This window comes from Streptomyces inhibens, assembly GCF_003389455.1.
GTDB classification, from domain to species: domain Bacteria; phylum Actinomycetota; class Actinomycetes; order Streptomycetales; family Streptomycetaceae; genus Streptomyces; species Streptomyces inhibens.
In genome coordinates, this window is sequence record NZ_QUAC01000159.1 from 1 (window position 1) to 6,318 (window position 6,318).

The 6,318-nt window shown below is 71.3% G+C and carries 8 protein-coding genes; 3 read left to right on the forward strand and 5 right to left on the reverse strand.

Annotation, left to right across the window (positions count from 1 at the left end):
- Nucleotides 1-105: 105 nt before the first annotated feature.
- Nucleotides 106-273, reverse strand: coding sequence for a DUF3117 domain-containing protein (locus DY245_RS20400; protein ID WP_006603288.1), 168 nt, complete (start codon nucleotides 271-273; stop codon nucleotides 106-108).
- Nucleotides 274-597: 324 nt separating this feature from the next.
- On the opposite strand from DY245_RS20400, the gene chcB reads away from it, so the two are divergent.
- Nucleotides 598-1,398: a 2-cyclohexenylcarbonyl CoA isomerase gene (chcB, locus tag DY245_RS20405; RefSeq protein ID WP_128508683.1), complete on the forward strand. Its 801-nt coding sequence runs from the start codon at nucleotides 598-600 to the stop codon at nucleotides 1,396-1,398.
- A gap of 54 nt (nucleotides 1,399-1,452) precedes the next feature.
- On the opposite strand, the gene DY245_RS20410 is transcribed toward chcB, so the two are convergent.
- Together DY245_RS20410 and DY245_RS20415 are read right to left on the reverse strand one after the other, a co-directional pair.
- Complete coding sequence (locus tag DY245_RS20410) at nucleotides 1,453-2,058, reverse strand: DNA-3-methyladenine glycosylase I (protein WP_128508684.1); 606 nt, start codon at nucleotides 2,056-2,058, stop codon at nucleotides 1,453-1,455.
- Nucleotides 2,055-2,501 (reverse strand): DivIVA domain-containing protein, encoded by a 447-nt coding sequence (locus tag DY245_RS20415; RefSeq protein ID WP_128508685.1) that lies wholly within the window; start codon nucleotides 2,499-2,501, stop codon nucleotides 2,055-2,057. The genes DY245_RS20410 and DY245_RS20415 overlap by 4 nt, the downstream gene beginning before the upstream one ends.
- Nucleotides 2,502-2,593: 92 nt before the next feature.
- Here DY245_RS20415 and folP point away from each other — a divergent pair, with 92 nt between their 5' ends.
- Nucleotides 2,594-3,493: a dihydropteroate synthase gene (gene folP / locus DY245_RS20420; protein WP_128508686.1), complete on the forward strand. Its 900-nt coding sequence runs from the start codon at nucleotides 2,594-2,596 to the stop codon at nucleotides 3,491-3,493.
- An 81-nt stretch (nucleotides 3,494-3,574) separates the two neighbouring features.
- Here folP and DY245_RS20425 read toward each other — a convergent pair whose 3' ends face one another.
- Together DY245_RS20425 and dapE are read right to left on the reverse strand one after the other, a co-directional pair.
- On the reverse strand, nucleotides 3,575-4,324 hold the full coding sequence (locus DY245_RS20425) for an LOG family protein (RefSeq protein ID WP_128508687.1): 750 nt from the start codon (nucleotides 4,322-4,324) through the stop codon (nucleotides 3,575-3,577).
- A 124-nt stretch (nucleotides 4,325-4,448) separates the two neighbouring features.
- The gene (gene dapE, locus DY245_RS20430; protein ID WP_128508688.1) at nucleotides 4,449-5,549 is read right to left on the reverse strand and encodes a succinyl-diaminopimelate desuccinylase; all 1,101 of its coding nucleotides are present in this window, start codon (nucleotides 5,547-5,549) and stop codon (nucleotides 4,449-4,451) included.
- 40 nt (nucleotides 5,550-5,589) lie between these two features.
- Between dapE and DY245_RS20435 the strand changes: the two genes are divergently transcribed.
- Nucleotides 5,590-6,318 (forward strand): heavy metal transporter (locus tag DY245_RS20435; protein WP_128508689.1); only part of this gene is annotated, 729 nt, incomplete at its 3' end.

The window sequence follows — 6,318 nt, forward strand, 5'->3', positions numbered from 1 at the left end:
CGGCACGCGGCGCGCCTTGAGTGCGCGCCGCCTGCCGGGGCCGGGGTAATTCGACTGGGGGGTACCGGGGTCAGCCCCGGGAATCCGCCGGTTTCTCCGTCTTTGTCAGACGGTGACCTTGTCCAGGGCCTCACCCAGGGCCTTGGCTTCGTCGGGGGTCAGCTCGACGACGAGCCGCCCGCCGCCTTCGAGCGGAACGCGCATGACGATGCCCCGCCCCTCCTTTGTCACCTCGAGCGGGCCGTCGCCCGTCCGCGGCTTCATGGCCGCCATGCTCGTTCCCCTTCCTGAAACCAGCTCACCTCAGCCGACGGCCCGAATAGGCACGTGTCACCGGCATCGAACACATTGCTTCCAGGCCATTATCCCGCATCGAACGACCCGATGACCAACATCGGGCAGCATCCCTTCGGCAACGCGCTCTCTCAAACCCACCCAATTCGGGGAGCGGGCTGCAATACTTCTCCCCTCGCGGACCTCCGACGCACCCGCATTGTTTGATGTACGTCACATGCCGACGGCCGATGATCTCCGGCATCCTGAGCGCTGACTGCCGCTGCCGAGCAGTCCGAGCCGCGACGGAGGGGACTCCCAACTATGGCCGACACCGTGCTCTATGACGTGACCGACGGACTCGCGACGATCACTCTCAACCGCCCGGACGCGATGAACGCGATGAACACCGAGGCGAAGGTCCTGCTGCGGGACACCTTGCAGGAGGCCGCCGCCGACTCCGCGGTACGCGCCGTTCTGCTGACCGCCACCGGGCGCGCCTTCTGCGTCGGGCAGGACCTCAAGGAGCACATCGGCCTGCTGGCCGAGGACCGGGCCACCGGCTCCGGCAGCACCATGAACACCGTGCGTGAGCACTACAACCCCATCGTGACGGCGCTGACCGAGATGCCCAAGCCGGTGGTCGCGGGGGTCAACGGGGTCGCCGCGGGCGCCGGCGCGGGCTTCGCACTGGCCGCCGACTACCGCGTGGTCGCCGACACCGCGTCCTTCAACACCTCTTTCGCAGGCGTGGCGCTGACCGCCGACTCCGGGATGTCCTGGACGCTGCCCCGGCTGATCGGCCACGGCCGGGCCGCGGATCTGCTGCTCTTCCCCCGCAATGTCAGCGCTCAGGAGGCGTACGAGCTGGGCATCGCCAACAAGGTCGTCCCGGCCGGCGAACTGGCCGACGAGGCCGCGGCCGTCGCCCGCCGGCTGGCCCAGGGCCCGACCGCCGCCTACGCCGCGATCAAGGAGTCGCTGGCCTACGGCGCGGGGCACTCGCTCGCCGAGACCCTCGGCAAGGAGGACGAGCTGCAGATCCGGGCCGGGGCGTCGGAGGACCACCGGATCGCGGTCGAGGCGTTCGTGAAGAAGGAGAAGCCGGCCTTCCTGGGGCACTGACCCCGGCACCGCCGGACCGGTCCCGCCGACCGGCCCCCGCCCCGCCGGCCTCGGTCAGCCGGCCGCCGCTTCCACGGCCCCCCGGGCGTGGCAGCCCGCCAGATGGTCGTTGACCAGGCCGCAGGCCTGCATCATCGCGTACGCGGTGGTCGGGCCGACGAAGCGGAAGCCGCGCTTCTTGAGGTCCTTGGCGAGCGCCGTGGACTCCGGGGTCGTCGGCTGCACATCGCCGACCGTGCGCGGCACCGGCCGGCCGGTCCGGTCGGGGGCGTAGGACCAGATCAGCTCGTCGAGCTCATCGGGGGCCAGCGCGGCGGCGACCTTGGCGTTGTTGATCGTCGCGGCGATCTTGGCGCGGTTGCGGATGATGCCGGGGTCGGCGAGCAGCCGCTCGGCGTCGGCATCGGTGAACCGCGCCACCTTCGCGATCCGGAAGTCGGCGAACGCGGCACGGAAGCCGGTGCGGCGCCGCAGGATCGTGATCCAGGAGAGCCCGGACTGGAACGCCTCCAGACTCATCCGCTCGAAGAGGGCGTCGTCACCATGGACCGGCAGGCCCCATTCGGTGTCGTGATAGGCGCGGTAGTCGGCCATCTGCTCCGACTCCATGCCCCAGGGGCAGCGCGGGATGCCGTCCGGTTCCGTCACCACGCCGTTCATACCTGCTCCTCGCCTTCGCGGGTCCCGGGGGCCTCGGGCCGGCCGGCGGCTTCCCCGCCACCGGTCCCGGTCCCGGGCCGGGCATCCTCCACCGGCCCGATCAGGGGCGGGCCGTCCTGTATCAGCCCCGGGCCGCCCATGGCCGCGGCATGCGCACCGGCCAGCGCCGCCTCCAGCTCGGCGATCCGGGCGTCCCGCTCGGCCAGCTCGGCGCCCAGGCGGTCCAGGACGTCGTCGACCTCGTCCATCCGATAGCCGCGGACCGTCACCGGCAGACGGACGGCGTCCACATCGGCGCGGGCCACCGGGCGGTCGTCCGGCAGCGGGTCGTACAGCCGGTCCGGCTCGGCATCCCGCAGCCCACCGCCGTCACCGCCGCCGACGACCACGAGTGTGACCGCGGCCACCACCACGACCATCGCGATCAGCAAGAACCAGAACACGACCAACTCCCCGGACTATGTGCCTGCACTGATCGTGCCATGCGGGTCTGACAGTTAGGGTCGCTCCCGGACCATGGAGAGGGAGTCAGGGAATGCTGCGGCTGGGGAATCGCGAGTTCGGGGCGCATGAGCCGGTGATCATGGCGATCGTCAACAGAACCCCGGATTCGTTCTACGACCAGGGCGCCACGTTCCGCGACGAGCCCGCGCTCGCCCGCGTGGAACAGGCGGTGGCCGACGGCGCCGCGATCATCGACATCGGCGGCGTCAAGGCGGGCCCCGGCGAGGAGGTGAGCGCCGAGGAGGAGGTGCGCCGCACGGCCGGCTTCGTGGCCGAGGTGCGCAAGCGCTTCCCCGATGTGGTGATCAGCGTCGACACCTGGCGGCACGAGGTCGGCGAGGCGGTCTGCGAGGCCGGCGCGGATCTGCTCAACGACGCCTGGGGGGGCGTCGATCCCCGGCTCGCCGAGGTGGCGGCGCGCTATGACGTGGGCCTGGTGTGCACGCACGCGGGCGGCGCCGAGCCGCGTACCCGCCCGCACCGGGTGGCGTACGACGATGTGATGGCGGACATTCTGCGGGTGACGCTCGGACTGGCCGACCGGGCCGTGGAGTTGGGCGTCCGGCGGGACGCAATCATGATCGATCCGGGGCACGACTTCACGAAGAACACCCGGCACAGCCTGGAGGCGACCCGCCGGCTGGGCGAGATGACGGAGGCCGTTCCCCAGGCTCTCGGCTTCGCTCGGGCAGGGGATACCCCCTTGCCGGTGCTGGTCTCGCTGTCCAACAAGGACTTCGTCGGCGAGACGCTCGACAAGCCGGTCAAGGAACGGGTGCTCGGCACCCTGGCGACCACCGCCGTCTCGGCCTGGCTGGGCGCCCAGGTCTACCGCGTCCACGAGGTCGCCGAGACCCGCCAGGTGCTGGACATGGTGGCTTCGATCGCCGGCCACCGGCCCCCGGCGGTCGCCCGCCGGGGACTGGCCTGAGGGCCCGCCGCCCTAGGTCCTGTCGTCAAACTCCCGTCGTTCGCCCGAAGGGCGGGGCAGGCGGGAGTTTGACGACAGGGCCTAGATCCCGACCTCCTTCGTCACCAGCGCGATCGCCTCGTCCACGTCGTCGCTGAGGTGGAAGAGCTCCAGATCGTGCATCGACGCCTTGCCCTCGGCGATGAGGGTGTCGCGCAGCCAGTCGACCAGCCCGCTCCAGTAGGCCGTGCCGAACAGCACGATCGGGAAGCGGGTGACCTTACGGGTCTGCACGAGGGTGAGCGCCTCGAAGAGCTCGTCGAGGGTGCCGAGCCCGCCGGGGAGCACCACGAATCCGCGGGCGTACTTCACGAAGCAGGTCTTGCGGACGAAGAAGTACCGGAAGTCGACGCCGAGGTTCACATAGTCGTTCATGCCCTGCTCGAAGGGCAGCTCGATGCCCAGCCCCACGGAGACCCCGCCGGCCTCGTTGGCGCCCTTGTTGGCGGCCTCCATGGCGCCGGGGCCGCCGCCGGTGATCACCGCGAACCCGGCGTCGACCAGGGCGCGCCCGATCCGTACGCCGGCGTCGTACTCCTTGGAGTCGCGCGGCGTACGGGCCGAGCCGAAGACGCTGACGGCCGGGCCCAGCTCGGCCAGCGCGCCGAAGCCCTCGACGAACTCCGACTGGATGCGCATCACACGCCAGGGGTCGGTGTGCACCCACTCGGAGGGACCTTCGGAATCCAGCAGCCGCTGGTCCGTGGTGCCGGCCTGCACCTGGTCGCGGCGCCGCAGTACGGGACCCAGACGCTGCTCCTCGGGCACCGGTGCTCCCTCGGGACTGGCCATGACGTGCTCCCTCCGCAGACAGATCGTTTGCCGTTTCAGCGTAGATCCACGGACGTGAAGCGCAGGGGAATTCGGCTGGACCTCGGTCCGGCGGCAGTCGGTCGGCCGCTGGTCTCGGGTCGCGTCAGGCCGTGAGCCAGGCGCGCAGCCGCTCCTCGCAGTGCAGGATGCGGTCGACCTCGACCCGCTCGTCCTTCTTGTGCGCGAGCAGGGAGTAGCCGGGGCCGTAGTTGACGGCCGGGACGCCCAGGGCGCTGAAGCGGGAGACATCGGTCCAGCCGAACTTGGGCATCGCGGTGCCGCCGACGGACTCCATGAACGCCTTGGCCGCCGGGTGGGAGAGCCCCGGCAGCGCGCCCGGGGAGTGATCGTCGACGATGAATTCGTCCACCGGGCAGTCCGCGAAGACCTCGCGTACGTGGGCGATCGCCTCGTCGGGGGTGCGGTCGGGCGCGTAGCGGAAGTTCACGGTGACCGTGCAGGCGTCGGGGATGACGTTGTTGGCGACGCCGCCCTCGATGCGTACGGCGTTGAGGCCCTCGCGGTATTCGAGGCCGTCGATCACCGGGCGGCGCGGTTCGTAGGCGGCGAGCTTCGCCAGGATCGGGGCGGCGGCGTGGAGGGCGTTGGCGCCCATCCAGCTGCGGGCGGAGTGCGCGCGCTCGCCGGTGGTGCGCAGCAGGACCCGCAGGGTGCCCTGGCAGCCGCCCTCCACCTGGCCGTCGGAGGGCTCCAGGAGGACGGCGAAGTCGCCGACGAGCCAGTCGGGGTGGGCGTCGGCGACATGGCCGAGGCCGTTGAGGTGCGCGGCAACCTCTTCGTTGTCGTAGAAGACGAAGGTCAGGTCGCGGTTGGGCGCCGGGACGGTGGCGGCCATCCGCAGCTGGACGGCGACTCCGGACTTCATGTCGCAGGTGCCGCAGCCCCACAGGACGCCGTTCTCGTCGAGCCGGGAAGGGACATTGGGGGGGTTGTCGGCGATCGGGACGGTGTCGAGGTGTCCGGCGAGCACCACCCGCTCGGCGCGGCCCAGGTTCGTACGGGCCACGACGTTGTTGCCGTACCGGTCGACGGTCAGATGCGCCAGCGCACGCAGGGCGTGCTCAACGGCGTCGGCGAGGTCCTTCTCGTTGCCGCTCTCGGACGGGAAATCGACGAGCTGCGCGGTCAGTGCCGCGGCGTCGAGCGACAGGTCGAGGGCGGGGTGGTCTGCGGAGCGCTCCATGGATCCGACCCTATCGGCAGCACTCCAGTACGGTGGGCCCGTGTCCGCCCAGCCCTCAGCCCCCGTCCGCCGCAAGCGCCTGTGGCGTACCGCCGCGGCCTTCGCCGTACTGATCGGGCTGGCCGTCTATCTCGTGGTGCAGTACGTGACCGGCGGCCCGGGGGCGCCGCGCTGCACGGTGCGCGGCGAGGGCGATGCGAAGGCGTACGAGCTGTCGCCGGAGCAGGCCGCGAACGCCGCGACGATCTCGGCGGTGGCGTCCTCGCGCGGGCTTCCGGAGCGCGCGGTGACCATTGCGCTGGCCACCGCGATGCAGGAATCGGGGCTGCGCAACATCGACTTCGGCGACCGGGATTCGGTCGGACTCTTCCAGCAGCGGCCGTCCCAGGACTGGGGCACCGTGAAGCAGATCTTGGACCCGGTCTATTCGGCCGGGGAGTTCTACCGGCATCTGGCGAAGGTGCCCGGCTATTCCCGGCTGCCGTTGACCGTGGCCGCGCAGAAGGTGCAGCGCAGCGGCTATCCGCAGGCCTATGCGAAGCACGAGGCGAACGCCGCGCTGCTGACCGGCGCGCTGACCGGCCGCGATCAGGCCGCGATGAGCTGCACACAGAGCCGCCCGGTGGACGGGCAGCCGGGCGGTGCCGCGAAGGTGCGGGAGAAGCTGGTGCGGGAGTTCGGCCCGGAGGTGCTGCCGCGGGCGGACGGCGCCGGGGGGCGGAGCGCGGGCGGCGGGCGCGGGCTGACGGTGCCGGTGCGGCAGGCCGAG